The organism is Erwinia sp. STN24 (assembly GCF_041320675.1).
In the GTDB taxonomy this organism is placed as follows: Bacteria; Pseudomonadota; Gammaproteobacteria; order Enterobacterales; family Enterobacteriaceae; genus Erwinia; species Erwinia aeris.
Map to the genome: position 1 here is coordinate 783,336 of NZ_JBGGPM010000001.1, position 24,291 is coordinate 807,626.

21 protein-coding genes are annotated in these 24,291 nt (G+C 59.1%); 3 read left to right on the forward strand and 18 right to left on the reverse strand.

Going from position 1 to position 24,291, the window contains the following annotated elements:
* Positions 1 to 292: 292 nt before the first annotated feature.
* The 7 genes from ACA373_RS03725 to ACA373_RS03755 all read right to left on the reverse strand — a co-directional run bounded on the left by ACA373_RS03725 (position 293) and on the right by ACA373_RS03755 (position 7,809).
* Complete coding sequence (locus ACA373_RS03725) at positions 293 to 1,927, reverse strand: GMC family oxidoreductase (RefSeq protein ID WP_301729572.1); 1,635 nt, start codon at positions 1,925 to 1,927, stop codon at positions 293 to 295.
* A complete protein-coding gene (locus tag ACA373_RS03730; RefSeq protein ID WP_253454258.1) occupies positions 1,924 to 2,433 on the reverse strand; it encodes a sorbitol dehydrogenase family protein in 510 nt (169 codons plus the stop codon). The genes ACA373_RS03725 and ACA373_RS03730 overlap by 4 nt, the downstream gene beginning before the upstream one ends.
* Positions 2,420 to 3,778, reverse strand: a complete 1,359-nt coding sequence (locus tag ACA373_RS03735; protein WP_370734445.1) for a cytochrome c — start codon at positions 3,776 to 3,778, stop codon at positions 2,420 to 2,422. Before ACA373_RS03735 ends, ACA373_RS03730 begins: the two co-directional genes overlap by 14 nt.
* Positions 3,779 to 3,906: 128 nt before the next feature.
* Positions 3,907 to 4,614: a hypothetical protein gene (locus tag ACA373_RS03740; protein WP_370734029.1), complete on the reverse strand. Its 708-nt coding sequence runs from the start codon at positions 4,612 to 4,614 to the stop codon at positions 3,907 to 3,909.
* Positions 4,615 to 4,663: 49 nt separating this feature from the next.
* Entirely contained in the window at positions 4,664 to 5,809 is a 1,146-nt protein-coding gene (locus tag ACA373_RS03745; RefSeq protein ID WP_253454253.1) for a beta-propeller fold lactonase family protein, read from the reverse strand.
* 27 nt (positions 5,810 to 5,836) lie between these two features.
* Complete coding sequence (locus ACA373_RS03750; protein WP_253454251.1) at positions 5,837 to 6,475, reverse strand: aldolase; 639 nt, start codon at positions 6,473 to 6,475, stop codon at positions 5,837 to 5,839.
* Between the two features lie 20 nt (positions 6,476 to 6,495).
* Positions 6,496 to 7,809 (reverse strand): MFS transporter, encoded by a 1,314-nt coding sequence (locus ACA373_RS03755; RefSeq protein WP_301729569.1) that lies wholly within the window; start codon positions 7,807 to 7,809, stop codon positions 6,496 to 6,498.
* Positions 7,810 to 8,023: 214 nt separating this feature from the next.
* Here ACA373_RS03755 and ACA373_RS03760 point away from each other — a divergent pair, with 214 nt between their 5' ends.
* On the forward strand, positions 8,024 to 9,061 hold the full coding sequence (locus ACA373_RS03760; protein ID WP_370734030.1) for a LacI family DNA-binding transcriptional regulator: 1,038 nt from the start codon (positions 8,024 to 8,026) through the stop codon (positions 9,059 to 9,061).
* Between the two features lie 112 nt (positions 9,062 to 9,173).
* On the opposite strand, the gene ACA373_RS03765 is transcribed toward ACA373_RS03760, so the two are convergent.
* Positions 9,174 to 9,869 carry a substrate-binding domain-containing protein gene (locus ACA373_RS03765; RefSeq protein ID WP_301250862.1) on the reverse strand — a complete coding sequence of 232 codons (696 nt, stop codon included), beginning with the start codon at positions 9,867 to 9,869 and terminating at the stop codon, positions 9,174 to 9,176.
* Between the two features lie 10 nt (positions 9,870 to 9,879).
* Positions 9,880 to 11,118, reverse strand: a complete 1,239-nt coding sequence (locus tag ACA373_RS03770) for an alpha-hydroxy acid oxidase (RefSeq protein WP_370734031.1) — start codon at positions 11,116 to 11,118, stop codon at positions 9,880 to 9,882.
* Between the two features lie 224 nt (positions 11,119 to 11,342).
* On the opposite strand from ACA373_RS03770, the gene ACA373_RS03775 reads away from it, so the two are divergent.
* Positions 11,343 to 12,008: an aspartate/glutamate racemase family protein gene (locus tag ACA373_RS03775; protein WP_370734032.1), complete on the forward strand. Its 666-nt coding sequence runs from the start codon at positions 11,343 to 11,345 to the stop codon at positions 12,006 to 12,008.
* Between the two features lie 3 nt (positions 12,009 to 12,011).
* A complete protein-coding gene (gene otnK / locus ACA373_RS03780) occupies positions 12,012 to 13,280 on the forward strand; it encodes a 3-oxo-tetronate kinase (protein WP_370734033.1) in 1,269 nt (422 codons plus the stop codon).
* Between the two features lie 152 nt (positions 13,281 to 13,432).
* On the opposite strand, the gene ACA373_RS03785 is transcribed toward otnK, so the two are convergent.
* The 9 genes from ACA373_RS03785 to kdpF all read right to left on the reverse strand — a co-directional run bounded on the left by ACA373_RS03785 (position 13,433) and on the right by kdpF (position 24,223).
* Positions 13,433 to 14,326 (reverse strand): SDR family oxidoreductase, encoded by an 894-nt coding sequence (locus tag ACA373_RS03785; protein WP_253454237.1) that lies wholly within the window; start codon positions 14,324 to 14,326, stop codon positions 13,433 to 13,435.
* A gap of 1,093 nt (positions 14,327 to 15,419) precedes the next feature.
* The gene (locus tag ACA373_RS03790) at positions 15,420 to 15,653 is read right to left on the reverse strand and encodes a hypothetical protein (RefSeq protein ID WP_253454235.1); all 234 of its coding nucleotides are present in this window, start codon (positions 15,651 to 15,653) and stop codon (positions 15,420 to 15,422) included.
* Positions 15,654 to 15,673: 20 nt separating this feature from the next.
* Positions 15,674 to 16,357: an ATP-dependent Clp protease proteolytic subunit gene (locus ACA373_RS03795; RefSeq protein ID WP_253454234.1), complete on the reverse strand. Its 684-nt coding sequence runs from the start codon at positions 16,355 to 16,357 to the stop codon at positions 15,674 to 15,676.
* A 131-nt stretch (positions 16,358 to 16,488) separates the two neighbouring features.
* Positions 16,489 to 17,166, reverse strand: coding sequence for a two-component system response regulator KdpE (gene kdpE / locus ACA373_RS03800; RefSeq protein ID WP_253454232.1), 678 nt, complete (start codon positions 17,164 to 17,166; stop codon positions 16,489 to 16,491).
* A complete protein-coding gene (gene kdpD, locus ACA373_RS03805; protein WP_369894737.1) occupies positions 17,163 to 19,826 on the reverse strand; it encodes a two-component system sensor histidine kinase KdpD in 2,664 nt (887 codons plus the stop codon). The genes kdpE and kdpD overlap by 4 nt, the downstream gene beginning before the upstream one ends.
* 9 nt (positions 19,827 to 19,835) lie before the next feature.
* Positions 19,836 to 20,411, reverse strand: coding sequence for a potassium-transporting ATPase subunit KdpC (kdpC, locus tag ACA373_RS03810; protein ID WP_301250849.1), 576 nt, complete (start codon positions 20,409 to 20,411; stop codon positions 19,836 to 19,838).
* A gap of 10 nt (positions 20,412 to 20,421) precedes the next feature.
* Positions 20,422 to 22,455: a potassium-transporting ATPase subunit KdpB gene (kdpB, locus tag ACA373_RS03815; protein ID WP_253454226.1), complete on the reverse strand. Its 2,034-nt coding sequence runs from the start codon at positions 22,453 to 22,455 to the stop codon at positions 20,422 to 20,424.
* Positions 22,452 to 24,134: a potassium-transporting ATPase subunit KdpA gene (gene kdpA / locus ACA373_RS03820; protein ID WP_301729563.1), complete on the reverse strand. Its 1,683-nt coding sequence runs from the start codon at positions 24,132 to 24,134 to the stop codon at positions 22,452 to 22,454. The genes kdpB and kdpA overlap by 4 nt, the downstream gene beginning before the upstream one ends.
* Positions 24,134 to 24,223: a K(+)-transporting ATPase subunit F gene (gene kdpF / locus ACA373_RS03825; protein ID WP_125287524.1), complete on the reverse strand. Its 90-nt coding sequence runs from the start codon at positions 24,221 to 24,223 to the stop codon at positions 24,134 to 24,136. The genes kdpA and kdpF overlap by 1 nt, the downstream gene beginning before the upstream one ends.
* Positions 24,224 to 24,291: the final 68 nt, after the last annotated feature.

Genomic DNA, 24,291 nt, shown 5'->3' on the forward strand with positions numbered 1-24,291 from the left:
TTAACGCAACGCGATCGTAAAACATAGCAGAACTCCTTTTTCTGTCCCGCCGCTATATTATTGCGGCGAGAGGAGAATGAAAAAGGAATTTACTGCTGCCACGGAGTTTAACACTGGATATTCGAGATGGCTTCAGCTTTTTGCAACACTGCCATGAGATTTACATTTTTTTCTGAAGCAGCTTCATATTAATGCCCAAATGCCCAAACGCCCAAATGCTCAAATGGGCCGCACAGGAAATAACGGGCAGCCGGTATTAATGCTGCCCGTATAATAACGCTAACCCGTTAATTTAAACCTTAACGGTATTCAGCATATAGTCGGCCAGGCGCAGACTCAGCGCGGCGCCGGTCAGCGTCGGGTTCATGCAGGAGGCAGAAGGCATCACGCTGGTGCCGGCGATAAACAGGTTAGGGTGGTCGTGGCTCTGGCACTGTCTGTTAACCACGGAGTCAGCCGGATTATCGCCCATAATTGTGGTGCCCATAATATGCTGGCGATCCTGATAACCCGTATCAATTTTTGATATATCCGCATTTAGTAGCTGAGCAAATTTATCAAAATCCTTCAGGCCCTGTTCTTTTCCTGCGTGCCAGTAGTCGGTGACGCTGTAATATATTTCTGGTACAGGTATCCCTATTGCGTCCTTTTTGGTTTTGCTGGGGACGATACGATTTTCCGCCAGCGGCAGCGTCTCAAAGTCGATAGCGAAATTAAGCGAACGCGCCGACATCCTTTTTAATTCCTCATCCAGCTTTGAGCCGAGCACGCCTTTCTTAATCAGCGAGGCCGCATAGTCCGCCGTTGGCACCGTATTACGCACTTTTATTTTATAGCTGGGGAAATCCTTGCGAAAATCACCGTCGCGATTGTTGAGGTAAACCAGCAGTTCCGTTGGCCCCTGGCCTGGCCAGACATCCTCATTCATCATTACGTTCATGCTGATGCCGGTATGGCCCATCAAATTGCGACCCACCTGGTCGGAGCTGTTGGCAATGCCGTGCGGATAGCGTTCGGAAGCGGACATCAGCAGCAGCTTGGGCGACTCAATCCCGTAGGCGGCCAGCACAAAGTAGTTAGCGGTCAGGTGATGGTTGCTGCCATCGGGACGGCGATACCAGATGCCGCTGATGTTACCTTGCTCATCGGCTTCTATTTTATAAACGACCGAGTTATCCAGCAGCTTCGCGCCGTGACGCTCCGCCTCATCAATATGCATTGAGCCGTCATATTTTGCCGCGATTGGGCAAACCGGATTGCAGTTATTGTTGCCCGCGCAGGCCGGGCGCTGACCATAAGGCCGCGTGGCGCGACCGTTCGGCTCCATCACCGGATGATAGCCGCCTTTGCCCAGCAGGACGGAAAGCCGTTTAAAAAGATAGCTGGGCTCCAGCCCCTTCATCGGAAAAGGCGTGGAGCGCGGCGGCCAGGCTTCGCCGCCGTGTCCGCTCTCATCCTGGCCGTCCATGCCCGACACGCCCAGCTCTCGTTCGGCCTCGCCGTACCAGGGCTCCAGATCCTGATAGGCGATGGGCCAGTCGCGACCGCGGCCATACAGGCTTTGCAGTTTGAAATCGTTCGGGATCATGCGCCACAGCGCGGAGCCAAAATGCCAGGTGGTGCCGCCAACCACGCGCAGGTATTTGGTCGGGTATTTTACCGGGCCGGCCTGCTGTAAGTAGTCGCCATAGGTTGAAGGGACGTGGGGCAAATCGGGATAGGGTGAACCCACGCCCTGGAGTTTCATATTGGTGAGGGACATCTTAAAAGGCGAATTGCGAAAGCGCTCGACGATTTCCTGACGCTTAACGCGCGGGCCGGCTTCGACGATAATCACCGATTTTCCCGCCTTTGCCAGTTGGGTCGCGACCAGACCGCCCATGACGCCGGAGCCAATGACGATCACATCGGCATCGATATTTTTCATTGCTGACCTTCCATTTTAACCGTTTCGGGATTGCTGCCCCAGGAATCCGGGCCGCTGCCATAGGTCGGCACCACCAGAATGCCCTGCGTTGGCTGATACATCATGGCGTCGGCGTAGGCGATAAGTTCGCTTTTCGCACCTTCGCCGACCACGCCGGTGTACCAGCTGCCAATAATCAGCGAGGCGGTGCGAAAAAGCGGCGTATCGCTGGCCGTGGCCTGCAAAAAGTCATCAACGTGGGCAAAGCGCCGTTCGGCGAGATAATCCGCCAGCGCGGCGAAGCGGGACGGGAAATCCGCATAGTGACGCTCCAACGCGGCATAATAACGCTGGCTGAGAATGGCGCTGACCGGGCGGCTGACCAGAAAAGCGGACAGCGCGTTAAAATCGGCGGCAGCGGGCTGCGCGGCAAGCTGACGCGGAAAAAGAGTGGCGCAGCAGGCGCTGAGGGAGAGCGCGGCCATGCCTTTCAGCAGCCGGCGGCGGCCGGGATTAGTGGGCTGCATGTTGCCTCCTGTTTCGACGACGTAATACAAGGCCCGCGACGATAAGTACCACCACAAGCAGTAACCCCAGTAACGCGGCGGGACGGGTTAATTTGACCAGTAAAGGCGTATCGCCGCCTTCACGCAGCTGCTTCACCCGTTCAGGCGTAACGACTACCGCCGGATTGCCGAAGTTTTTCAGTACGTAGTTGCTGACGTCAGCAATCTGCCGATCGCTGAGGCGATTGGTAAATTCGGCATCAGGGCCGAAAGCGGGCATAGCGATATCATCCCGCCGAACGCCAAACAGGATGGCGGAAACCAGATTATCGGGCTGAGGCGCGCCGGTGGCCGTGTTGTGAAACAGGGAAGGGTAGCGATCGTTACCCTGACCCTGGGCCTGATGACAGTTGGCACAGCTGCCGCTGAAAACCTGCCAGCCGGCATCACTTTGCCCGCTCTGGCCGCGCAGCCGCTGTTCGGCATCCGAAGCCTGACCATAGCTGTCGCGCGCGCGGCCGGTGCCGCTGTTGACCGCCGGAACCTGGCGCAACCAGGCGGTAATCGCCTGGATGTCCCCATCGCTAAGATGCGCCAGACCGTGCTCAACCGCTTCCGCCATTGGCCCGGCGGCCTGGGCTTTGGCGATATGGCCGGTTTTCAGGTAGCGCGCCAGCTCGTCGTGGCTCCAGCTGCCGATGCCGGACTGCGCATCAGGCGTGATATTGGGCGCATACCAGCTACCCAGGCTGCTGCCGGAAAAGGCGCGATCGTTGTCCTGCGCCAGCAAAAAATTACGCGGCGTATGGCAGGTATCGCAGTGGGCCAGCGCGTTGACCAGATAGTCGCCGCGATTGATCTCCGGCGACTTATCCGGCTGCGGCACAAAGCGTTGGTTCTCCGCAAACAGCCAGTTCCAGACCAGCATTGACGCGCGGATGCTGAAGGGAAAAGGCAGGTGCGTCTGCGGCGCGGCGCGATCTACCGGCGCAACGCCGTGCATAAAATAGTGATACAGCGCGTGGATATCCTCGTCGCTGATTTTGTTGTAGGCGGTATAAGGCATAGCGGGATAGAGATGGCGCCCCTGTTTATCGATGCCTTCACGCACTGCCCGCGCAAACTCCGCCTCGCTGTATTCGCCGATGCCGTAACGGGTTGAAGGCGTAATATTACTGGCATAGATATCACCCAGCGGTGAGTGGATCGCATAGCCGCCCGCCATCGGCGCGCCCTGCTGTGGCGACGTGTGGCAGGCGCCGCAGTCGGCGGCCAGCGCAAGATATTTTCCCTTAGCGATAAGATCTTGATCACCCGAAGGCTGCACGGCGGCAGGCGTTATCCCGGTGAAAAGGATCAGGCTCATCGCCAAAGGCAGACTTAATCGTCTCACCTGACATGCTCCTGTAAAAAGAAAAATGCTGCCGCCCTGTAGCCGGGCGGTTCGTCATCATGGACAGGGGCAAACGGCCATGCCGCATGCCCTCAATCGGGTTAAAGCAGCTCGTAATCGTTAAAGATCAGCGGCGTTTCTCCGCCGTTGATCAGTTCTACCTGGCCTGGCTGGGTCAGGATGGCGTCGCCGCGATGCAGCCAGACCTCTTTATTGTGGTTAGGCTGACCGGGTACCGACTCCAGCAGGCGGCCTTCGGTAAAAAAGACGCGGACGCCCGGCCCGTGTTGGCTATAGAGCGTGGTGCTTTCGCCCGGTTGCAGAGTGACTTTCCAGCCCCTGACCGTTTTTTTATCCAGCACCTGCTGGAATTCGGGCAGCTCAGGCCGGGTCGCGCCGCCAAAGTTTTGCGGGCCGTTCTGTTTAATCTCAAAAGCCACCTGATGGTTCAGCGTGGTGCCGGTGTTGGTCACCTTATCGGTATCGGATTTGCCCTGATGCGCGCCGAACTTCACATTGCCGGTTTTCATCTCGGTATCTTTAGCCGGCTCGTTGGGATAGGAAATATGCACCAGGCTGCCGTTGATATGGGTGTTCACATAATCCAGGTGCTGTTCATGAAACAGCGTGGACTGGCCGGGGCGGATCATGACGCGCATCACGGTGACGTACTGATTTTCCAGGATCACGTGATGCAGCGGCTCCAGATCGGTGGCGACCACTTTTTCCGCAGCGTGTCCGGCTGGTACCGTCAGGGCGAACAGGCCCGTAGCGCACAGGGCGGAAAAGAAGGGATGTCTGCGTTTCATACTCTCTCCTGTTATGACTGCCATTCAGGCCCGTCCGGGCCCGTAGTAATTACTCTTCGACCAGCGATACCCAGTTGGCGCCTTTGCCCGTGGCATAACGGCCGTTCAGCGTCAGCGCGCCGGAGGTCGGATCGATAGAGTAGAGCGAAAGCTGGGTCGATTTTTGTCCGGACTCGATCAGAAAGCGCCCGCTGCTGTCGATAGCGAAGCCGCGCGGCTGCTGCTCGGTTTTAATGCTGGTGAGGTAAGTCAGATGCCCGTCATGGGGATCGACGGAAAAAGAGGACAGGGTGCTGCTGGTGCGCTCGGTGGAATAAAGAAAGCGACCGTCCGGCGTGATATGGATATCCGCCTGCCAGATGCGTGGCTTATGCGAAGGCGGCAGATCGTCGTCACCCGTTAGCGGTCGCGCTTCACCGCGCTGCATATCTTCTTTGGGCGAGACGGAATTTACCGTTGCAACCGGCGTCGTGGTGCCGTCGGCGTTCAGCGTCAGCTGGCTGATATTGCCCGCCATTTCGGTCAGCACGTAGAGGCTGCGCTTGCCCTGTTTGTCCACGTTGGGCGCAATAACAAAATGCCTTGGGCCGGTTGCCGCCTCGCTCTGAATATTGACGAAGGGCGGATCGTTGGGCGTTACCTTGCCGCTGGCGGCGTCAAAGCGGTATTGCAACAGCTGATCGGCACCCAGCAGCGTGACGAACAGGAAATGGTTGCCGGGATCGACCTGAATAGCGTGCGCGCGCTTGCCGGTGTGCACGACCTGTACCGGCTGCGCCTGCACCTGACCGTTGCTGTCGATGCGATTAATGCTGAACAAGTCGCCGCCGTAAGAGGCGCTCAGCAAAAAGCGCCCCTGCTTATCCAGCGAGATATAGGCCATGCTCTCCGGCAGCGGCGACTGGCTGGCCTTAACCAGCTGGCCATCGGGCTGGATATGATAAGCCACCACGCTGTAAGGCTTGCTGCGTACCGAGACATAAAGCATTTTCTTATCGGGTGAGACAACGGAAGACATCGCCTTTGCGCCCGCCGGGAAACTGCCGATCGGTACCAGCGCTTTTTTCGCTTTATCCAGCTGGTAGCCGGTAACGGTGCCGCTTTCGGCATTGGAAACATACACCAGGCTTTGCGCCTGAGCCGCGCCCGTCAGGGCTGCCAGAGAAAGCAGCACGCCTGCGTAAATTTTTTTCATTATTATTTCCTTGTAGGGTAAAAAGCCTTACCAGCGCGCGGCGAAAACTTCGCACAGTTCCGCGACGTCGCTGTCGCCGAGCGGCTGGGGTTTCACCGCTGCCTGCCGCCACAGGCGGGCGGTTTCTTCCAGCTCTTCCAGCGCGAAACAGGCGGAGAGCACCGAACGGCCCCAGACGACCGGGCCAAGCCGTTCCAGCATCACGCCGCGCACTTCGCAGGCGAGTTGAGCCACCTGTTCCGCCACCTGCGGCGCGCCGGGACGGCAGTAGCGGATCAGCGGAATGCGGCCGACCTTCATCACCTGGTAAGGCGTGATCGGCGGCAGAATGCATTCCGGCTGCCAGACCCCTTCCAGCGTCAGCCCGACCAGGTTAGTGGAATGCGTATGCACCACGCCCTGCACCTCCGGGTTACGGTCGTAAACCTGACGGTGCAGCAGCAGCGTTTTCGAAGGCTTATCGCCTGACAGCCATTCGCCTTCACGGCTGACCTTAGCGATCTGCTGCGGCACCAGGCGACCCAGGCAGGCATCGGTAGGGGTGATCAGCCAGCCATCTTCCAGACGAGCGCTGATATTTCCTGCGGTGCCGACGGTATAGCCGCGCTCGTAAAGGCTTCTGCCTGCCTGGCAGATCTCTTCGCGCAGCTGCTGTTCAGTAGTCATTGCTTCTCTCCGCATCCGGGTTAAATTTTGTGATCGGCCGTCATTACCTTACCGGCCGTTTCGTCTTTTTTTATCGCCAGCGGCTCCACTTTGCCCATGATGAACATAAAGTTAAGCGCGCCGAACAGGCAGATACCGCCCGCCACCAGCAGCGGCACCACGAAAGAGCCGTGGCTGAGGGTCAGCATCAGTCCGGTAAAGGAGGCGGTGACGATCCCGGCCAGATTGCCGGCAAAGTTTTGAATGCCGCCCAGGGTGCCGACATAGCCCGCGCTGGGCGCGACGTCGGCGGGCAGGGTCCAGATATTGGCGGCGGTAAAGGCCAGGCCTGCGTAGGTCAGTGAGAACAGCGTCAAAATCACAGGGATACTGTTGGTGAAAGCGGCGAAGGCGATCACCGAAGAAAGCAGCATGCCGCCAATCAGGCAGGATTTACGGGCGGTGGTCAGCGAAAAGCCCCGGCGATAGAGCCAGTCGGAGGTCAGGCCGCCCAGCAGGCTGCCGGGGATGCCCATCAGCGCCGGGATCGCGCCCAGCGTGCCCAGCTCCTTCAGCGAAAAGCCGTGCGCCATGGTCAGGTAGGTCGGAAACCAGGTGACGAAGAAGTAGGTAGCAAAGTTCATGCAGAAGAAACCGATCATCATTCCCCAGACGGTGCGGTAGCGGAACAGACCGGCGATATGCACTTTTTCGTTTTTCCCCAGCGTCTGTACGCTGCGGTCGGCCAGCAGATTCTGGCGCTCCTGCTCCTTCAGGCCTTTCATCTCCTCCGGTTCACGGTAGAAAACCAGCCAGATAGCTACCCAGATCAGCCCCAGCGCGCCGGTGACGATAAACGAGGTTTCCCAGTCCCAGGTGCTGATCAGCCAGGCGACCAGCGGCAGGGCGATGGCGCTGCCCGCGCGCGGGCCAGCATCGAAGATACCGCTGGCGGTGGCGCGCTCCTTTTTGGCGAACCAGGAGTAAACCACCTTGGCGCAGCCCGGATAGCCGCCCGATTCGCCCAGGCCCAGCATCAGACGCGAGGCGAAAATGGAGGTAAAGCCGCGGCCAAAAGCGGTAAACACGGTAAACAGCGACCACCAGCCTACGGCGATAGCCAGGCCGGTGCGCGCGCCCAGGCGGTCAATCAGTCGACCAGCCGGGATCTGCATCAGCGCATAGGTCCAGAAAAAAGCGCCAAGGATCAGCCCCATGCTGGTGTCGTCCAGCCCGAGATCTTTTTTGATATGTGGGGCGGCGATGGCTAAATTAATGCGATCTATGTAGTTGATGGCGATGGCGAAAAAGCAGAACGCGATCATCAGCCAGCGGATCCGCGGGTATCTACGCATGGTGAATTCCTTTATGATTTCGGGGCCGTAATGAACGAGCGCGCCCGCCTGAATGTTATGGTTAAGTAAAGTTCTTTCAGTATTTGATAATATGATGTTAAAAGTAAGCGATTACAAAATTCAGTCAAGCAAAAAGTAAGCGCTTTCAAATAGAGGTATTGGTTGTCTGTAAATTTTGTGGGCAACGTCACTAATTTCGCTCTGGAGTCTGAAGATGTCCGATAAGCCATCGCCATCCGCCCGCGTTTCGCTGGACGATGTCGCCCTGCGTGCGGGGGTATCCACCGCTACCGTTTCACGAGTGCTGAACGGCAGCGCCTCCGTCCGTCCGTCGCGCCGGGAGGCGGTTGAGCGCGCCTGCGAAGAGCTGGGCTATGTCATTAACCGCGCCGCCCGCACGCTGGCTTCTCGCCGCAGCATGACCATTGGTGCGGTAGTGCCGACGCTGGCGACGGAAACCTTTTCCCGGCCGCTGGCGGCTTTCCAGCAGCAGATCCACCAGTCCGGCTATACCATGTTGCTGGCCAGCTCCGATTTCGATCCCGATACCGAGCTGAAAGAGGTCAATAAGCTGGTGGAATACGGCATCGATGCGCTGATGCTGGTGGGCAACAGCCACCACCCGCGCCTGTGGGAGCGCATCACTCAACAGAATATTCCCTGTATCCAGACCTTTTCCGTGGACGCGCGCTATCCCAGCGTGGGCTACGACAACGAGCTGGCGGCAGGCGAGCTGACCGCGCACCTGCTGGCGCTGGGGCATAAAGTCTTTGCCGTGATCGTCGGGACGCCGCCGTCCAACGATCGCGTTTCCGATCGTATTACCGGCACGCGGCAGGCGCTGGCAGCGGCGGGGCTGACGCTGGACGAGGCCAATCTGATCAACAGTGCCTTTACCATGAACGAAGCGCGCGAGGCGATGTTCCGCCTGCTGGACGGGCCAAATCCGCCGACGGCGGTGATCTGCGGTAACGATCTGCTGGCCTTTGGCGCGATGCGGGCGGCCAGCGAGCGCTATCTGCGCATCCCGAACGATATTTCGATTACCGGCTTCAATGACTATGAATATGCCGAGCATCTGGAGCATCCGCTGACCACCATGCGCGTGGAGCTGGATCGCATCGGTGAGGTCGCGGCAGACTATCTGCTCGCCACGCTGAATGGCGAAACCGCGCCCGTGCAGACTCTGCTTAAACCCGAGCTGATCGTGCGCGGCAGCACCGGCTCCGCACCGCGCGCCGCCAAAGGCTAAACCGTGCGCCGCTTAGTTCCGCGCCGTCGGTGCGCAGGCCGAAAAAGTCTGCCAGGCGCCGCTCAGCCTCGTGCCGTTAGTGCGTAGACCGCTAAAGACTGCCAGGCGCCGCTTAGTTCCGCGCCGTCAGCCCATAGTCCGCAAAGGCCTGCATTGCCTCTTTTTCTCGTAAAAAATTGAGCAGGGCGGCGGCGGCCTCTGGCCTGGCCGCCCGGTTAAAAACGCCGCCGGAAAAGGAGAGCACCTTCTGCGCACCCGGCGGCAGCGGGCCAATGACCTTGATCCCTTTCACCATCAGCAGCTCGCTGATTTGCTGAACGGCGATATCCGCCGTGCCCTCCAGCAGCTGCGCGGCGGTAAAACCTTCTGCGATAGTGGTGGCGCGCGCGTTGATCGCCTCTTCAATCCCTAATTGTTTTAACAGCGCCTGAAAATAGATGCCGCTTGCGCCGCCCAGCGAATAAGCCACCGATTTCGCCGCCAGCAGCGCCCGGGTAAACGACGCCACGCTGCTGATATCGGGCGCAACGGCATCGGGCAGCATCGCCAGGCCAAGCGGCGAATCCACCAGCTCCACCCGGCTGTCGGCCGCCACCACGCCCTGGTCGATAAGCCTGTCCATCGCCTCTTTGGTCACGATGACCGCGTCCGCCGTTGCGCCGTCGGCAATATTTTTTTCAATAACCGAGGTTGGCTTCCAGTCAATAGTCAGCGGGTCGCCGTGGCTACGCAGCCAGGCCTGTTCCACGGCGGCGAAGGGCGCGCGAATAGCCAGCACGCTGAAAAGACGAAGTGTTCCGTTGCTCATAACCTGTTCCTTAGCCTGTTTTACGCAGATAGCTGCTGTCCAGCTCGCCGGGCGTGCGAACGCCGATCAGCGCCAGATCGCGATCAATTTCATCACGCAGAATATGCATGGCGTGCTCCACGCCCGCCTGGCCGCCGATGACGGCGCCGTAAAGGAACGGTCTGCCCAGGAAGACAAAATCCGCGCCCAGCGCCATCGCTTTCATTACGTCGGTGCCGCGCCGGATCCCGCTGTCGATAATGACCTTCATCGCGCCTTTTTTCGCCGCAATCTCCGGCAGAGTCAGCAGCGGCGGCACGGTATGATCCAGCTGGCGACCGCCGTGATTGGACAGGATCACCGCATCCGCGCCCAGATCGCGGGCGATAAAGGCGTCTTCCGGCGACATCAGGCCTTTGATTACCAGGTTGCCGCGCCATTTTTTGCGTATTGCCTCGACGTTTTTCCAGTTGAGTTTGTCGCGGGCGTGTGTATTGCGTACCTTGCTGGACATCATCGGCGGCCCGCGCTCGGCATCGGTATTTTCAAAATGCGGCGCGCCGTGGCGCAGAAAGGTTTGCGCAACCGTGCCCAGCAGCCAGCGTGGGTTCATGGCGCTTTGCAGCGCGACCTTCGGCGTAATTTTAATCGGCATACTGAAGCCGCTGCGCGTGTTGTGCTCGCGATTGCCCAGCATCGGCGTATCGCCGGTGACCACCAGTGTCTGGTAGCCCGCCGCGGCGACGCGATCCAGCAGCCTGTCGATACGTGGCTGATCGCCCGCCAGATAGGCCTGAAACCAGGCGTCCGGGTTGGCAGCGTGGACATCCTCCAGTTTGACTAGCGACGAGGCGCTAAGGATCATCGGCACGTTCATCGCCCTGGCCGCTTTCGCCAGCGCGATATCCGCCTGGTAAGCGACAAAAGAGGCGCCGCCAAGGGGCGCAACGCCGAAAGGATGGTGGTAGGTGTGGCCAAACAGGGTGGTGCGCTGATCGCGGCCGGAGACATCACGGAACATGCGCGGCACAAAAGTGTATTGACGGTAGGCCTCGAAATTACCGGCAATTCCACGGCCCGTTTCGACACCGCCCGCCACGTATTGATAAATCATATCCGGCAGGCGGCGCCGGGCGTGTCGTTCAAAATCATCCAGCGCCAGCAAATCGCGAAAATGACGGGGCACCTTCTTCAGCGCCGGATTGCCGACGGTAGGCGCCGCACCTGGCGGGACGACGGCGGCAGAAGGAGTATTAGCAGATGAAGTCATAAGCGTTCTCGGATCCAGGGGTTAGACGCACAGCGTCATAAACGGATAAAGGCAATTTATTTTGTAAGCGCTTTCAATTCTGGCTAATCATCTCTAACATTTCAATAACAGTCTGGCTGCATCATCGCCGATTTATGTGACGGAGTTCACTTTACAGCGACATTTGTAAGCCCTTACATTAAGTCATCGCCGTGCGCTCGGCCGACGCCTTCCAGGAGAAGCTCATGAACAGAATTGTTTTACTGCACGCCACACCGGTAGCGATGGCGCCTATTCATACCGCATTCAGCGAGGTCTGGCCGGAGGCGGAAACGGTCAACCTGCTTGATGACGGGCTTTCTCTCGATCGCGCCAGAGAAAGCGAGCTTTCCGCCGGGATGATCGACCGCTTTGTGCAGCTGGGAAAATATGGCTTTGCCCAGCAGGCGCAGGGCATTTTAATTACCTGTTCCGCGTTTGGCCCGGCCATCGACCGCTTAAGCGAAGAACTGCCGGTGCCGGTGCATAAACCTAATGAAGCAATGTTTATGGAGGCGGTGGCGCAGGGTAACCATATCGGCATGCTGGCGACTTTTGGCCCGGCGGTGAAAACCATGACCGATGAATTTACCGACTACGTGGCGCAGCAGGGCTCGAAAGCGAAGTTGACCACGGTGCTGGTGGAGGACGCCATCGACCTGCTGAAAAGAGGCGATGCGGAGAGTCATAACCGCCTGGTGGCGGCGCGAGCGAAAGAGCTGGCGCACTGCGACGTGATTATACTGGCGCATTTTTCCACTTCCCGCGCGGCCGAGAGCGTGCGTCAGCAGGTCACGATCCCGGTGCTGACCGCACCGCACGCCGCCGTTAAACGCATGAAGGCCAGCGTACTTGCTGCGGCTAAGGGGTAAAGGATGCTAATCGGCGTAATTGCAGATGATTTTACCGGCGCCAGCGATATCGCGGTAACGCTGGCGAAAGGGCTGGTCGGCGAGGGCGGACTTAACACCACGCAGTATTCCGGCGTACCGACGATGCCCGCCGACGCGGATGTAGAAGCGGGCGTGGTGGCGTTAAAAAGCCGCTCCGTTGCCGCCAACGAGGCCGTGGAGCAGTCGCTGGCGGCCTGTCGCTGGCTGCTGGATCAGGGCTGCGAACAGATCGTTTTCAAATATTGCTCTACTTTCGATTCTACGGATAGCGGCAACATCGGGCCGGTCACGGACGCGCTGGCGGCGCTGCTGGAAGTCCGCAGCGTGGTAATGTGCCCGGCTTTCCCGGCGCTGGGACGTACGGTTTATCAGGGGCATCTTTTTGTACAGGATAAGCTGCTGAACGAGTCCGGCATGGAGCATCATCCGCTGACGCCGATGACGGATGCGGATCTGCGGCGCGTGCTGCGGCGGCAAAGCGCCAACCCGGTTGCACATATTGCGTGGCAGACCGTAGTGCAGGGCAGCCAGGTTTTACAGCAGGCTATCAACGAGCCGCAGACGCGCACCCTACTGATTGTGGACGCGATTAGCGAGCACGATCTGACTACCCTCGGCCGCGCCTGCCAGGGCGCGAAACTCGTTACGGGCGGATCGGGGATTGCGCTGGCCTTGCCGCATAATTTCATCGCTCAGGGGCGGGCAAAAGGGAAACAGGCGCAGGCTCCCCTTATCGACGGGCCGGAAGCTATCCTGGTCGGCAGCTGTTCCGGCGCGACGCGTTTACAGATAGCCGAACATCAGAAAAACCATCCTGTAATGATGATTGAGGTCAAAGACGTGCTGAGCGGCGAAACGGGACCGGCGCAGCTGGTGGCCTTTATCACCGAGCATCAGGGCCGCGCGCCGTTGGTCTATTCCTCCGGCGATCCCGAGGCCGTAAAACGCGTGCAGGAGCAGTATGGTCGCGAGCGGGTAGCGGCCGCGCTGGACAGCCTGTTCGGCGAAACCGCGCAGCAGCTGGTGGCGGCCGGCACGCGACGGATTGTGGTCGGCGGCGGCGAGACGTCCGGGGCGGTGGTCAGCGCATTAGGGCTGGGCGCGTTGACTATCGGCGCAGAAATAGATACCGGCGTTCCATCAATGGTGTCGCGCGGCAGGCAGCCTGTAGCGCTGGTGCTGAAGTCGGGTAATTTTGGCGGCAGAGACTTCTTTGCCCGAGCCGTCGATGCGCTGCGGGGCGATGATTAGAGACAGATTTGCTATGTAAATATTGGCGGATGATTCTGGCGCTGGCGAAGAGGCCGATGGCGATATCTGTACGGGGGCCGTAGCTGGCCTAATCAGCGGTCGCCACGCACAAAAAAGCCGCCCGCAGGCGGCCATTATATCAGCTGTGACTATTACAGCGTGCCGGTACCGCCGTCGGAGCACCAGACCTGGCCGGACGTATAGCTGGTTTCCGTTGAGGCCAGCGTCACGTAAAGCGGGGCGATCTCCGCAGGCTGTCCCGGACGGCCCAGCGGCGCGCTGCCGCCAAACTGCTTCACTTTTTCCTGCGGCTGACCGCCGCTGGACTGCAACGGCGTCCAGTATGGACCAGGCGCAACCGCATTAACGCGGATGCCTTCTTCGCCCAGCTGCTGCGCCAGCGCTTTGGTAAAGGCGGCGATAGAGGCTTTGGTCTGCGCATAGTCCAGCAGGATAGCGCTTGGGCTATAGGCCTGCACGGAAGAGGTGTTAATAATGGCGCCACCGCGTGGAATATGATCCACCGCCGCTTTGGTGATCCAGAACATGGCGTAGACGTTGGTTTTGAACGTCGCATCAAAATCTTCGGTGCTCAGCGTGCGGATAGACTCGTTATACTGCTGGCGTCCGGCATTGTTCACCAGAATATCCAGGCCGCCCAGCTGGCTTACCGCGTCGCTGACCAGCTTTTTACAAAACTCTTCGGAACGAATATCGCCCGGCAGTGCAACCGCTTTACGGCCTTCCGCCTCGATAAGCTTAATCACTTCCGCCGCGTCGGATTCTTCTTCCGGCAGGTAACCGATGGCCACGTCTGCGCCTTCACGGGCATAGGCAATAGCAACGGCACGACCGATACCGGAATCACCGCCGGTAATAAGCGCTTTACGTCCCTGCAAACGGCCAGAGCCGCGATAGGTTTTTTCACCGTGATCGGGTTGTGGGATCATTTTGCTGGCAAGGCCTGGCGCCTGCTGAGGCTGTTCCGGGAATGGCGGGGTCGGATAGTCAACGGTCAGCAAGGACTTTTTAGTTTGTTCGCTCATGATGTACTCCTTCATCGGTGTTGATTCGAAAACATAAGCCTGGCACAAACGTGATGGTTGTCACGTTCAGCTGCAAAAATAATGGTAAAGGCGCGCGATTTTCGGGTTTGATTAAGAGGGTTTACGACAGTAAGTCATCTTTTTTGGTAAGGCATGATGTTGTATGAATTAAAAACAAAATTTTATTTTTAATTGCATTGAAATCTGCGCGGATGGGTTGTCAGGCCCGTTGTCAGAAGTACGCCTGCTGTCAAATGAGAGGATTATCCTTTAATAAAATTTATCATTGTATGTTTAATTTTACTTCATCTCCTCAGCTGAATATTGGAGTAAAGTAGGTGAATTCAGGTGCGTTTATTTTTCCTTTGATTTTTACAAATATCGCAGGGAAACCGAATGCTTTATCCTGCCATTTGCCATCATTAAGATTACGGTCGCTGTTGCGCTAATGCGGCTGGTATTTTTTCTGACCAATCTACAGCGGCCGGTAAAGCTACGGAGGATTATCCTTGCAGCTACGCCTTCCGTGCTGGTGGTTACTATTTTTATTTTATTACACGCCAGGGGTCAGTCTAATATTATATTTTACTGAACAATGTTAGCTGTGGCGGGTGAGTTTTTTTGTAGGATGGTAATTTTTTAATTTGATGTGCATATATATTATTTCATCGTGCTGAATATAAAATTACCGATAGCGTCGCTGGATATTCGGAATCATTGGCTATAGTTGCGCTGAGTTTTCAAAATTAAAGTATTTACATGCAGGCAAGAGCAGGGTGCAATATGTAACGCCAACGGTGAATGGCCCATCCAACGCCAGCCATCGGGCCAGCGTCAATAACCCGTGCAACGAAAACGAATAAGCCACTGGCAGCAGTCTGCCCAATAAAAACGCACAGGCCAATGAAAATACTCCGCTCAGCGTCAGTCTGTTCAATGGTAACAGGCAAGCCAGCGACGCTGCGGCCAGTGTCCCTGAAATGCTCTGACGACCTGTGGCGCAGCGTAAGCTGATGACCTGCCCAAAAATGAAATTGCCGATATAAGCGCCAAAAAGCGAGCAAAACCAGCACGACCTGTGCTTCTTTTGCTGCTAAAAACCATGCCTGTTTTTTTGACTACGGGGTACAACCGGGCCGGGTGCTTCACGCCAGTCCGGGTTTTCACCCGACATAATCGCGCCACGCTGTTGTTTAGTCGGTTTCGCCAGTGGTGAAGGCATAGTCGGTGCAGACGAGGGGTTTACCCCGTCAGGATTTAAGTTTTCGATGGCGCAGCCAGAAATAAAAAGAGTAACCAGTGTCAACGATATTAATAGCTTTCTCATTTACCATTCCCTGTTTAATTTTACGCTTTGTCATCAGTGACGATTACAGAAATATCGGCCTGAGCCAGTCCTTCGCTTATGCCTTCCGCCATTTTGCGCTCGATCGCCTGGCCGGCATTCAGTAGCAGCCTTGTAGATTCACTGGCCAGCAAAGAAGCGATTTCATCGTCGTTTAAATTGGTACATTGACGATAAATTTGCTCAAAAATAACATTGCCCTTGTTGCTTAACTGTTTTAACGATGCCAGCTCGTCAGGCTTGATATACTGGCGATTCAGGTTTTCTACCGCAGCCGGATGTAACAGGAAAGTCGCTAAAGGCATAGCCAGCCTTTTTTTTGCTGCGCAATACATCAGCGTAGCCGAAGAAGCGGTCATCGAAATATTAACGGCCGTAATGGGAATGGCCGCATTTTTTATCGCCTGATAAAGCAGGTAGCCGCTGTCCATATCACCGCCATAGCTGTTGATATACAGCGTAATCTCTTTCAGCCCTGGCGAGGCGTAATGCAGCTTGTCCAGAGCGTCGATAAACTCCAGCGATTTATTTGCCGTAATATCGCCGTTAAAAATAATGCGGGCGGATTTAAATTTTGCGGGCCTGATATCGGTGCGCTGGGTCACAGAAAGTGCCGCGTCGGCCGGAAGCATAAAAGCAGCCAGCCATCCGGCGAGGGTAACTGCCGTAGTAAATATCTTTTTCATCATTATCCTTAACAATGCATAACATCATTTAAGCGAATTGCTTTTGCAGGCTAACCTTCCTACGGATAATAAACTGTGAGGCAGGACGGATATTAATTTTCCGCCGCATAAAGGAATGTAACAAATTATGCTCAGAGCATAAATCGGTAGCCGACGCCGGTTTCCGTGCGCAGATGGCGAGGCCGGGCCGGATCTTCTTCCAGCTTCTGCCGAAGGTGGCCCATATAGATGCGCAGATAGTGACTGTGCTCCGAGGCGTTAGGCCCCCAAACCTGTACCAGCAGCTGCCGCTGCGTCATCACCTTGCCGTGATTGTTAAGCAGTACGGCAAGTAGCCTGAATTCGGTTGGCGTCAGATGGAGTTCCTCGCCCGCACGCGTAATGCGCCTTGCTGCCAGGTCGACCTGCACATCGGAAAAGGCGAAAACCGGATCGCTTTGCGTATCGTGCGTCGTGCGTCGCAGCGCTACCCGCAGGCGCGCCTCCAGCTCGCCGATGCCGAAAGGCTTGGTAAGATAGTCATCGGCTCCCGCATCCAGCGCGGCAATTTTATCTTCCTCTTCGCTGCGGGCGGAGAGCACAATTACCGGCTTCTGACTCCACTGGCGGAACTCTTTAAGAAAGGTCAGGCCGTCGCCGTCCGGCAGCCCTAAATCCAGGATCACCAGATCCGGTTTGCGGGTAGCGGCCTCCAGCAGGCCGCGCTGTAGCGTGCCGGCATCGAAGACGCGCAGGGCGCTGCCTTCCAGCGCGATGCGCAGAAAGCGGCTTATCTCTTTTTCATCTTCAATAATCAATACGGTTGTCACAGCGCTTCACCTGTTTCTGCTATGTCCGGCAGCGGCGCCTGCGGCAGGCTAATCCTGAAGCTCGCGCCGCCCTGCGGACGTTGATGGGCGGTAATCACGCCGTTATGCACCTCGACGATCGCCTGACAGATTGCCAGACCCAGCCCCACGCCGGGAATGGCCGATTCCCGATCGCCACGAGTGAATTTAGCAAAAAGCGCCTGCTCCTGACCAGCGGGCAAGCCGGGGCCGCTGTCCCAGACTTCGATCGTCAGCTCGCCCGGACGCGTCTGCGCCCTGATGCCGATTTGCGCCGCTGCGCCTGCATATTTCATGGCGTTTTCCAGCAGGTTGATCAGCACCCGTTCAAACAGCGGGCCGTCAACGTGAACCAGTGCCAGCGGATCGGCCATCTCCAGCGTAACGGGCTGCCTGCCGCCCGGATCCAGCGTCGCCAGCGCGCTGCCGATTACCTCTTCCAGCGTCAGCCATTCACGCTTCAGATGAAAGCCGCCGGTCTGTAGACGGGCCATATCCAGCAGATTATTCACCAGCCGCGTCAGCCGCAGCACATGCTGGCGGATTTCGCTTGCCTGGCGAGCCTGAGGCAGCCTGGCCGAGGCCAGATCCAGCGTCAGGATCTCCACCTGGCCGAAAAGCACGGTAAGCGGCGTGCGCAGATCGTGAGAAAGGGCGGCCAGCAGCGAATGGCGCAGCTGCTCACGCTCGCCGATTACGCGCGCCTGCTCTTCGCTGGCCGTCAGCTGTAAACGCTCCAGCGCGCTGGCGGTCAGTAGCAGCACCGTTTCCAGCAGCTGCTGCTGTTCAGGCAGCGCGGGCGGCGTTTGCTGCGCGATTACCATCACGCCAAGACTTTTCTCTGCGGCGCGCAGCGGCAGGATCTGATAAGGCACGCCGGGCAGCGTATCGGTTCCGGCGCCCGCCGGTTCACCCTGCACGAAACTCCAGCGGGCAATGCCTTCGTCCCAGCTCATTACGTTAGGTGCGGGCAGCTGCCGCACCAGCCTGTCGTTTTCGTCAGGCAGCAGCAGCGCGCTGTCGGCATGAAAAATAGTATAAACGGCGTGCTGGCTTGCCGCCGCTACTTCCTGCGCGCTGCGGGCCTTCGCCAGCGTGCTGGAAAGGGCGTAAAGCTGGCCGGTGCGTCTTTCACGATAGCGAGCAATGCGCGCCTGATAGCGCACGCCCGCCGTCAGGTTGCCAACCAGCAGCCCGACACTGAGCATCACGCCAAAGGTTAACAGATATTGCGCATCAGAAACCGCCAGCGTACCGCGCGGCGCGACAAAAAAGAGATCGAAGCTGACAACGTTGATTATTGTGGCGAACACCGAGGGCCAGCGTCCGGCCTGGAGCGCCACTACCACTACCCCCAGCAGATAGAGCATCACCAGGTTGGCGGGATCGAAAGCCAGCAGCCAGTGGCTGGCGATAAAAGTGATCAGCGCGCAGAGCGCCGTGGCGAGCAGACAGCCGCGTATGCCCTGACGCCAGCGTCGAGCCTGTCTTTGCGGCGGCGCGGCGGCGGCTGGCCTGTCGCCGGGCGCAACGATCACCAGGTCGAGTTCTGGCGCGCGGGCGGCAAGGCGATCGGCCAGCGAAGACGAGCGGAACAGATGACGACCCCTGCCGCGTCCCAGCACCACTTTGCCCAGATCGTGATCGCGAGCGTAGCGCGCAATCGCCTTATCCGCAGAGGCGTCGGCCAATACGGCGCTTTCCGCACCGAGCTGACGCGCCAGCCGCAGCGAAGCCAGCGCGGTGCGGCGCTGCTGCTGCGTCAGCCGCAGCCAGCCAGGCGTTTCCACGCAGACCGCGTGCCATTCGCTGCCCAGCCTGGCCGCCAGCCGCGCGGCGGTGCGCACCAGCTTTTCGCTGCCTTCGTCGTAGCCCACGCAAAGCAGCACCGCATCCCGCGTGTGCCACACTTTGTCCCGCCCGCGCCCGTCCCGCCAGGCCTGCATCTGGTTATCTACCCGATCGGCGGTGCGCCGCAGCGCCAGCTCGCGTAAAGCAATCAGGTTGCCCTTGCGGAAAAAGTGCTCGGCCGCCCGGTCAGCGCGGTCGCCGGTATACACCTTGCCCTGTTTAAGGCGCAGCAGCAGATCGTCCGGCGGCAAATCCACCAGGATTATCTCATCGGCGGCGTCGAAAAACGGGTCGGGCAGCGTCTCGCGCACCTGAATGCCGGTAACGCCGTTGACCACGTCGTTCAGGCTTTCCAGATGCTGCACGTTGACGGTGGTCAGCACGTCGATCCCGGCCGCCAGCAGCTCTTTCACATCCTGCCAGCGTTTGGGATGACGGGAGCCGGGCGCGTTACTGTGCGCCAGCTCGTCAATCAAAATCACGGCGGGATGACGCGCAAGCGCGGCGTCCAGATCGAACTCTTCAACCTGACGGCCCCGATGCTGGCGCTGCTGCGGCGGCAGGCGCGGCAGGCCCTGCAGCAGCGCCGCCGTCTCCTGCCTGCCGTGCGTTTCCACCACGCCTATCAGCACGTCCAGCTGGCGCGCATGCAGCCGCCGCGCCTCCTGAAGCATCGCCCAGGTTTTGCCTACCCCCGCGCAGGCGCCGAAGAAAATTTTCAGTTTGCCGCGCGGCCGCTCGCGGGTCTGTTGCAGTAAGCGATCGGGATCGGGGCGAAGCATATCGGCCATGCCGGTTCCTTATTTTGTGCGGAGCGCATCCAGAGCAAGATTCAGTTCGGGCACGTTAACATACGGCTGGCCGCTGAAGCTGAACAGCGGATAGCGGGTGTGCGCGGCGATAAGGCGGCTAATCGTTTCGGGCGACAGCTGGCGCGCTTTCGCCACGCGCGGCGTCTGCCAGCGCGCCGCCTCCGGTGAGATGCCGTTATCCAGTCCGCTGGCGGAGGCGGTCAGCAGATCGACCGGCACCCGACCGCTGGCGTCCGGGTTTTCTGCGCGGGCAGCCGCCAGCCGATCGGCAAACAGCTTATCCAGCGCGGGATTGCCGGGCGCGAGGTTGCTGCCGCCGCTCGCCAGCGGATTATAAGGGGTTTCCGCCGTCGCCGACGGTCGTCCCTGAAAATATTTTGCCTGGCTGAACGCCTGGCCCAGCAGCCGTGAGCCGCGAACCTCGCCGTCAAGCAACAGCAGCGAGCCGCCCGCCTGCTGCGGAAAGAGCCACTGGCCCAGCAGGGTGGTGACCATCGGGTAAACGCCGCCGGTCAGCAGCAGTAAAAAAGCCATCATAAAAAGCGCGGGACGCAGTTGCGACACGGTAAACCTCCTACAGCTGAAGAAGCAAATCGATAAGTTTGATGCCGATAAACGGCAGAGCCAGCCCGCCCAGGCCATACAGCCCCAGGTTGCGGCGCAGCAGCGCGGCGGCGCTGAGCGGCTTATAGCTGACGCCGCGCAGGGCCAGCGGGATCAGGAAGATAATGATCAGTGCGTTAAAGATCACCGCGCTTAAAATGGCCGACGAAGGCGAATGCAGATGCATCACGTTCAGCGCGCCGAACTGCGGGTAGCTGGCCGCAAACGCCGCCGGGATAATGGCAAAGTATTTCGCCACGTCGTTGGCGAGGCTGAAGGTAGTCAGCGAGCCGCGCGTCATCAGCATCTGTTTGCCGATATGCACGACCTCAATCAGCTTGGTCGGGCTGGAATCCAGATCCACCATGTTGCCCGCCTCTTTCGCCGCCTGGGTGCCGGAGTTCATCGCCACCGCCACGTCGGCCTGCGCCAGCGCGGGCGCGTCGTTGGTGCCGTCGCCGGTCATCGCCACCAGTCTGCCCTCGGCCTGATACTGGCGGATCAGCGCCAGCTTCGCTTCCGGCGTCGCTTCGGCAAGAAAGTCGTCCACGCCCGCCTCAGCGGCGATAGCGGCGGCGGTCAGCGGGTTATCGCCGGTGATCATCACGGTGCGGATGCCCATTTTGCGTAACTCGCCGAAGCGCTCTTTGATGCCGCCTTTAACGATATCCCGCAGCGCGATCACGCCCAGCACCTCAAGGTTTTCCGCCACTACCAGCGGCGTGCCGCCCTGGCGCGCGACTTCGTTGACCTTTTCATCCATCTCCGCCGGGAACTGACCGCCGCTGGCGACCACATGGCGACGGATCGCGTCGGCCGAGCCTTTGCGAATGCTGCGTTCCGGCAGGTTAATACCGCTCATTCGCGTCTGGGCGGTAAAGGGGATAAACGTCGCCTGTAGCTGCTGCAAATCGCGTTCACGCAGGTTAAAACGCTGCTTGGCGAGCACCACGATGCTGCGGCCTTCCGGCGTTTCATCGGCCAGCGAAGCCAGCTGCGCCGCATCCGCCAGCCGCTGCTCCGCAATGCCGCTGGCGGGCAGAAAGTCGGAAGCCTGACGGTTGCCGAGCGTAATAGTGCCGGTTTTGTCCAGCAGCAGGATATCGACGTCGCCCGCTGCCTCTACGGCGCGGCCGCTGGTGGCGATCACGTTGGCCGCCAGCATTCGGCTCATCCCGGCAACGCCAATGGCGGAGAGCAGGCCGCCGATGGTGGTGGGGATCAGGCAGACCAGCAGCGCAATCAGCACGGTCACGCTGACCGGCGTGCCGCTCCAGGCCGAGAAGGGCCAAAGGGTAGCGGTCGCCAGCAGAAAGACCAGCGTCAGCGCAATCAGCAGAATGGTCAGCGCGACCTCGTTAGGCGTTTTGCGGCGGCTGGCGCCTTCGACCATGGCGATCATGCTGTCGAGAAAGGTTTCGCCGGGATTGGCGGTACAGCGGATCACCAGCCAGTCGGAAAGCAGACGGGTGCCGCCGGTGACCGAAGCGAAATCGCCGCCCGACTCACGGATAACCGGCGCCGACTCGCCGGTAATGGCGCTTTCATCCACCGACGCGCCGCCCTCGATAACTTCGCCATCGCAGGGGATGATATCGCCCGCGCTGGCCAGCACGATGTCGCCTTTGCGCAGTTCGCTGGCGGCGATTTTTTCCGTTGGCGCATCGTGGCGGGCCTCTTTCAGCCGCAGAGCAAAAGCGGTTTTCTGCACGCTTTTCAGGCTGCTGGCCTGCGCCTTGCTGCGGCCTTCCGCCAGCGCCTCGGCAAAACAGGCGAACAGCACGGTAAACCAGAGCCACAGGCTGACGGCGGCGGTAAATCTGGCGTCGCCCGCCAGGCCGCAGGCCATCGCTATCGCCAGCAGCGTGGTCAGCACGCTGCCGATCCAGACCACAAACATCACCGGATTGCGCCACTGAGCCTGCGGCGACAGTTTTTTCACCGCGTCAACCAGCGCCTGGCGCAGCAGCGAAGGCTCAAACAGAGCCAATTGTTTACGGTTCATCGGGTACGCTCCATGTGCATCAGGTGGTCCGCTATCGGGCCGGAAGCCAGAGCGGGGATAAAGGTAAGCGCGCCGGTCAGCAGCACGGTGCCGATCAGCAGGCCGACAAACAGCGGGCCGTGCGTGGGCAGGGTGCCGCTGCTGACCGGCTGGATTTTTTTAGCTACCAGCGATCCGGCAATGGCCATGACCGGCACAATCACCAGAAAGCGGCCCGCCAACATGCAGAAGGCCAGCAGCAGGTTCCAGAACGGCGTATTGGCTGACAGACCGGCAAAGGCGCTGCCGTTGTTGTTGGCGGCGGACGAAAGGGCGTAAAGCACTTCGCTGAAGCCGTGCGCGCCGGGGTTCAGCATCGCCGCGCGTCCGGCGTCGCTCATCATCGCCAGCGCGCTGCCGAGCAGTACCAGCGCGGGCGTTACCAGGATCGCCAGCGCCGTCATTTTCATTTCGCGCACGTCGATCTTTTTGCCCAGGTATTCCGGCGTGCGGCCAATCATCAGCCCGGCGATAAACACCGCCAGCAGCACGAACAGCAGCATGCCGTAAAGCCCCGAACCCACGCCGCCGAAGATTACTTCGCCAATCTGCATCAGCCACATCGGGATCATGCCGCCCAGCGCGGTGAAAGAGTCGTGCATGGCGTTGACCGCGCCGCATGAGGCCGCCGTGGTGACCACCGCATACAGGCCGCTTGCCAACACGCCGAAACGGCTCTCTTTACCTTCCAGGTTGGTTCCGTCAACGCCCAGCGCCCGCAGCGTCGGGTTGCCCTGTAGCTCCGCCCAGAACATCGCGCTGGCGCAGAGCACAAAAATCAGCGTCATCGCTGCCAGGATCACCCGTCCCTGACGGGCGTCGCCGACCGCTTCGCCAAAGGCGAAACAGAGCGCCGCCGGGATCAGGAAAATAGCCAGCATCTGCGCAAAATTGCTGATATCGGTAGGGTTTTCAAACGGATGTGCCGAGTTGGCGTTAAAGAAACCGCCGCCGTTGGTGCCCAGCAGCTTGATCGCTTCCTGCGAGGCGACCGGCCCCATCGGCAGCAGCTGCTTCGCGCCTTCAAGGCTGGTGAAAGGCAGATAGGCGGAGAAGCTTTGCACCACGCCCTGTTGGATCAGCAGCAGCGCAAACAGCAGCGAAAGCGGCAGCAGCAGCCAGAGGACGATACGGCCGAGATCCTGCCAGGCGTTGCCCAACGTGGCCGAGGAGCGACGTGCAAACGCACGGATTAGAGCGAAAGCGACGGCCAGGCCGCTGGCGGCCGAGAGAAAGTTTTGCACCGTCAGCCCGGCCATCTGGCTGAAATAGCTCAGCGACGATTCGCCAGCGTAAGCCTGCCAGTCGGTATTGGTAACAAAAGAGACGGCGGTGTTTAACGCCAAATCCCAGCTCAGGCCGGGAAAATGCTGCGGATTTAAAGGCAGCGAGCCTTGTAACAGCAGGATCGCCAGCAGCAGGGCAAAGCCCATCGCATTAAACAGCAATATAGCCAGCAGATAGGTTTGCCAGCGCATTTCACCGCGCAGACCGGCCAGGCGCCAGAGGGCGGTTTCAACACCGCCGACAAAAGGTAAGGGACGGGGATCGATCAGGCGGGCTATCAGCCGACCCAGCGGCCAGGCCAGCAGCAGCAGCGCCGCCAGATAGCTCGCTATTAACAATGCGGAAGCCGCCATCAGAAGGCCTCCGCGTTAATCAGGGCATAAATCAGATAGCCCAGCAACAAAGCTACCAGCAGCACGCCGGTTATTACTGCAACACTCACGGTTCACCTCATTAAGAGAGTCATTTCGCCATGAGTGTAAAAAGTGGGCCGCAAAGATTTTGCAAAAA

Bases quoted from the DNA above. Each gene is read 5' to 3' on its own strand.
- ACA373_RS03725 (WP_301729572.1), bottom strand. From the start codon at position 1,927: ATGAAAAATATCGATGCCGATGTGATCGTCATTGGCTCCGGCGTCATG.
- ACA373_RS03730 (WP_253454258.1), bottom strand. From the start codon at position 2,433: ATGCAGCCCACTAATCCCGGCCGCCGCCGGCTGCTGAAAGGCATGGCC.
- ACA373_RS03735 (WP_370734445.1), bottom strand. From the start codon at position 3,778: ATGAGCCTGATCCTTTTCACCGGGATAACGCCTGCCGCCGTGCAGCCT.
- ACA373_RS03740 (WP_370734029.1), bottom strand. From the start codon at position 4,614: ATGAAACGCAGACATCCCTTCTTTTCCGCCCTGTGCGCTACGGGCCTG.
- ACA373_RS03745 (WP_253454253.1), bottom strand. From the start codon at position 5,809: ATGAAAAAAATTTACGCAGGCGTGCTGCTTTCTCTGGCAGCCCTGACG.
- ACA373_RS03750 (WP_253454251.1), bottom strand. From the start codon at position 6,475: ATGACTACTGAACAGCAGCTGCGCGAAGAGATCTGCCAGGCAGGCAGA.
- ACA373_RS03755 (WP_301729569.1), bottom strand. From the start codon at position 7,809: ATGCGTAGATACCCGCGGATCCGCTGGCTGATGATCGCGTTCTGCTTT.
- ACA373_RS03760 (WP_370734030.1), top strand. From the start codon at position 8,024: ATGTCCGATAAGCCATCGCCATCCGCCCGCGTTTCGCTGGACGATGTC.
- ACA373_RS03765 (WP_301250862.1), bottom strand. From the start codon at position 9,869: ATGAGCAACGGAACACTTCGTCTTTTCAGCGTGCTGGCTATTCGCGCG.
- ACA373_RS03770 (WP_370734031.1), bottom strand. From the start codon at position 11,118: ATGACTTCATCTGCTAATACTCCTTCTGCCGCCGTCGTCCCGCCAGGT.
- ACA373_RS03775 (WP_370734032.1), top strand. From the start codon at position 11,343: ATGAACAGAATTGTTTTACTGCACGCCACACCGGTAGCGATGGCGCCT.
- otnK (WP_370734033.1), top strand. From the start codon at position 12,012: ATGCTAATCGGCGTAATTGCAGATGATTTTACCGGCGCCAGCGATATC.
- ACA373_RS03785 (WP_253454237.1), bottom strand. From the start codon at position 14,326: ATGAGCGAACAAACTAAAAAGTCCTTGCTGACCGTTGACTATCCGACC.
- ACA373_RS03790 (WP_253454235.1), bottom strand. From the start codon at position 15,653: ATGAGAAAGCTATTAATATCGTTGACACTGGTTACTCTTTTTATTTCT.
- ACA373_RS03795 (WP_253454234.1), bottom strand. From the start codon at position 16,357: ATGAAAAAGATATTTACTACGGCAGTTACCCTCGCCGGATGGCTGGCT.
- kdpD (WP_369894737.1), bottom strand. From the start codon at position 19,826: ATGGCCGATATGCTTCGCCCCGATCCCGATCGCTTACTGCAACAGACC.
- kdpB (WP_253454226.1), bottom strand. From the start codon at position 22,455: ATGAACCGTAAACAATTGGCTCTGTTTGAGCCTTCGCTGCTGCGCCAG.
- kdpA (WP_301729563.1), bottom strand. From the start codon at position 24,134: ATGGCGGCTTCCGCATTGTTAATAGCGAGCTATCTGGCGGCGCTGCTG.